Genomic DNA, 2,586 nt, shown 5'->3' with positions numbered 1-2,586 from the left:
ATGAATTAAAACAGTAGGATAGGCGTTGTTGTTCAATTAACATCAACAAAATGGTTAATGTTAACGCGAAGACAGCTTCAGTGGATACTGAAAATGACTTGTCTCACAAATAAATGCGCGATGATACCCTAAGAAGAGTAAGGAAACCAATTTGAACGCCGTTACAGTCACCATTTTGATGATCATTGGCGCCTACCTAGCGGGTTCGATCTCAAGTGCCGTACTGGTTTGTAAATTAAGAGGTTTACCTGATCCAAGAACCAACGGCTCCGGCAATCCCGGTGCCACTAATGTGTTACGCATTGGTGGAGTCAGTTCTGCAGCTCTTGTGTTATTTTTTGACATGCTCAAAGGCGCCCTGCCTTCTTATTTGGGCTATAAAATGGGACTTGATGCAGCATCATTAGGTTTTATCGCTGTCAGCGCCTGCCTAGGGCATATATTCCCAATATTTTTTGGCTTTAAAGGCGGAAAAGGTGTTGCTACAGCCTTTGGTGCAATGGCCCCCATTGGCGGTGATTTAGCGCTATGCCTCATCCTCACTTGGATTGTATTTTTACTATTAACGCGTTATTCCTCTGTAGCCGCTATGGCAACCGCAACTTTAGCGCCCTTTTTTACTTGGTGGTTAGACGAACGTTTTATTCTTCCTGTTGCGATGTTATCAACCCTTATTTTAATCCGCCACAAAGACAATATTGGCCGTTTGCGCCATGGCGAAGAAAGTAAAGTCACACGAAAAAAATCCATAAAAAAACCCAATACCAAATAGTATTAGGTTTTCTTGGTGGCTTAAAAGTAAGTCATCACTTAAAGCAATCATGCCAACTCAAACACGCTAACTCATCAATTAATCTACTGCGGGCAACGTATCCAAAGGCCATCTAGGCTGCCCCTTAACTTCTAGCCCCTCAATATGTCCTGCACGTAAACGTTGTAAACCAGCATAAGCAATCATGGCACCATTGTCGGTACAAAACTCTCCGCGAGGATAATACACTTGACCACCTAACTTGGTCATCATCTCAGCCAAAGACTCACGTAAACGGGTATTAGCGCTTACACCACCGGCAATCACCAAACGTGTGTAACCAGTTTGCTTTAAGGCTCGTTTGCATTTTATCGCAAGAGTATCAACAACAGCTTCTTCAAATGCACGGGCAATATTGGCACGAGTCTGATCATCATTGGGTTCTGCAGCGATAGTATTTGCTGTAAATGTTTTCAATCCTGAAAAACTAAAGTCTAAACCTGGTCTATCAGTCATTGGCCGCGGAAATTTATATCCTGCAGGCACGCCTTTTTGAGCTAATTTGGCTAAACGAGGGCCACCAGGATAATCTAAGCCCATGAGCTTGGCTGTCTTATCAAAAGCTTCGCCAGCAGCATCATCAACAGATTCACCTAACACTTGATATCGTCCAATGCCTTCAACTTGCACTAACATTGAATGGCCGCCAGACACTAACAAGGCTAAAAAAGGAAATTCAGGCGCATTTTCTTCCAGCATGGGTGCCAATAAATGCCCTTCCATATGATGCACACCGATTGCCGGTTTATTCCATGCATACGCTAAGGAACGTCCTACACAAGCACCAACAAGCAATGCACCAATTAGCCCAGGGCCTTTGGTATACGCGACACCATCGATATCATTTAGGCTTGAATTAGCTTCTGATAAAGCCTGCTTAATCAATGGCACAATTTTGCGAACATGATCACGAGAGGCGAGCTCAGGCACAACACCACCGTAATCGGCGTGCAATTTAACTTGGCTATATAGCACATGCGACAACAAGCCTAACTTATCGTCATATACTGCTACTCCAGTCTCGTCACAGGATGTCTCAATACCAATAACCCGCATAATCTCTCGTCTTCATTAAAAATAAGGCCGCCAATTCTACCCGTCTCAGCGAAAATACTCCAATGTTTAACGATTAAATACCTATCCATATAAGTAAGTAATCAATTCAAGAGCTTGAATTTGCCAAACACGAATTAAAGATAGATTCTAATCAGTTACTATGCATTTAAAATATACATATCAAGGAGTAATCGTAATACTGCCCTTGCGTTTTCTTGAATAAGACGGGCTCATTAGCACAGTAGTTTGTTACTTAAGCGATGAGGTATATAGCGGCTAGTTTTTTATTAAATTTAAAAAAATGAAACTGTGAGCTATTTCCCCGAAGAGAAAATCAATCAGGGGTTTACAAATGGTCGCCGCTCGGTGTAAAATTCCGCACCATTTTAAATAGCCTTTGGTTTGAGTGAAGTCACTAAAAATGTTTAGTCGATTTAATCATCCAACATAACTACACCTAAGGGGTGATGGCGTATGCCAATTATTAAAGTACGTGAAAACGAACCATTCGACGTAGCTCTTCGTCGTTTCAAGCGCTCTTGTGAAAAAGCTGGTATTTTAGCTGACGTGCGTGCTCGTGAATTTTACGAGAAGCCAACTACTGCCCGTAAGCGTGCAAAAGCAGCTGCAGTTAAGCGTCTAGCTAAGAAGCTTTCTCGCGAAAACGCACGTCGCGTACGTTTATATTAATCTCATTATGAACTTAACCGATCAGCTAA

The 2,586-nt window shown here is 42.3% G+C and carries 3 protein-coding genes; 2 read left to right on the top strand and 1 reads right to left on the bottom strand.

Annotation, left to right across the window (positions count from 1 at the left end; translation table 11 throughout):
- Positions 1-178 precede the first annotated feature (178 nt).
- Positions 179-772, top strand: a complete 594-nt coding sequence (plsY, locus tag CXF78_RS19945; RefSeq protein ID WP_374702308.1) for a glycerol-3-phosphate 1-O-acyltransferase PlsY — start codon at positions 179-181, stop codon at positions 770-772.
- A gap of 78 nt (positions 773-850) precedes the next feature.
- On the opposite strand, the gene tsaD is transcribed toward plsY, so the two are convergent.
- Complete coding sequence (gene tsaD / locus CXF78_RS19940; protein ID WP_011638440.1) at positions 851-1,867, bottom strand: tRNA (adenosine(37)-N6)-threonylcarbamoyltransferase complex transferase subunit TsaD; 1,017 nt, start codon at positions 1,865-1,867, stop codon at positions 851-853.
- A gap of 474 nt (positions 1,868-2,341) precedes the next feature.
- Here tsaD and rpsU point away from each other — a divergent pair, with 474 nt between their 5' ends.
- On the top strand, positions 2,342-2,557 hold the full coding sequence (rpsU, locus tag CXF78_RS19935; protein WP_006080725.1) for a 30S ribosomal protein S21: 216 nt from the start codon (positions 2,342-2,344) through the stop codon (positions 2,555-2,557).
- Positions 2,558-2,586 lie beyond the last annotated feature (29 nt).

The organism is Shewanella sp. 11B5, from assembly GCF_002836795.1.
In the GTDB taxonomy this organism is placed as follows: domain Bacteria; phylum Pseudomonadota; class Gammaproteobacteria; order Enterobacterales; family Shewanellaceae; genus Shewanella; species Shewanella frigidimarina.
This window is presented reverse-complemented; position numbering and strand designations above follow the sequence as displayed.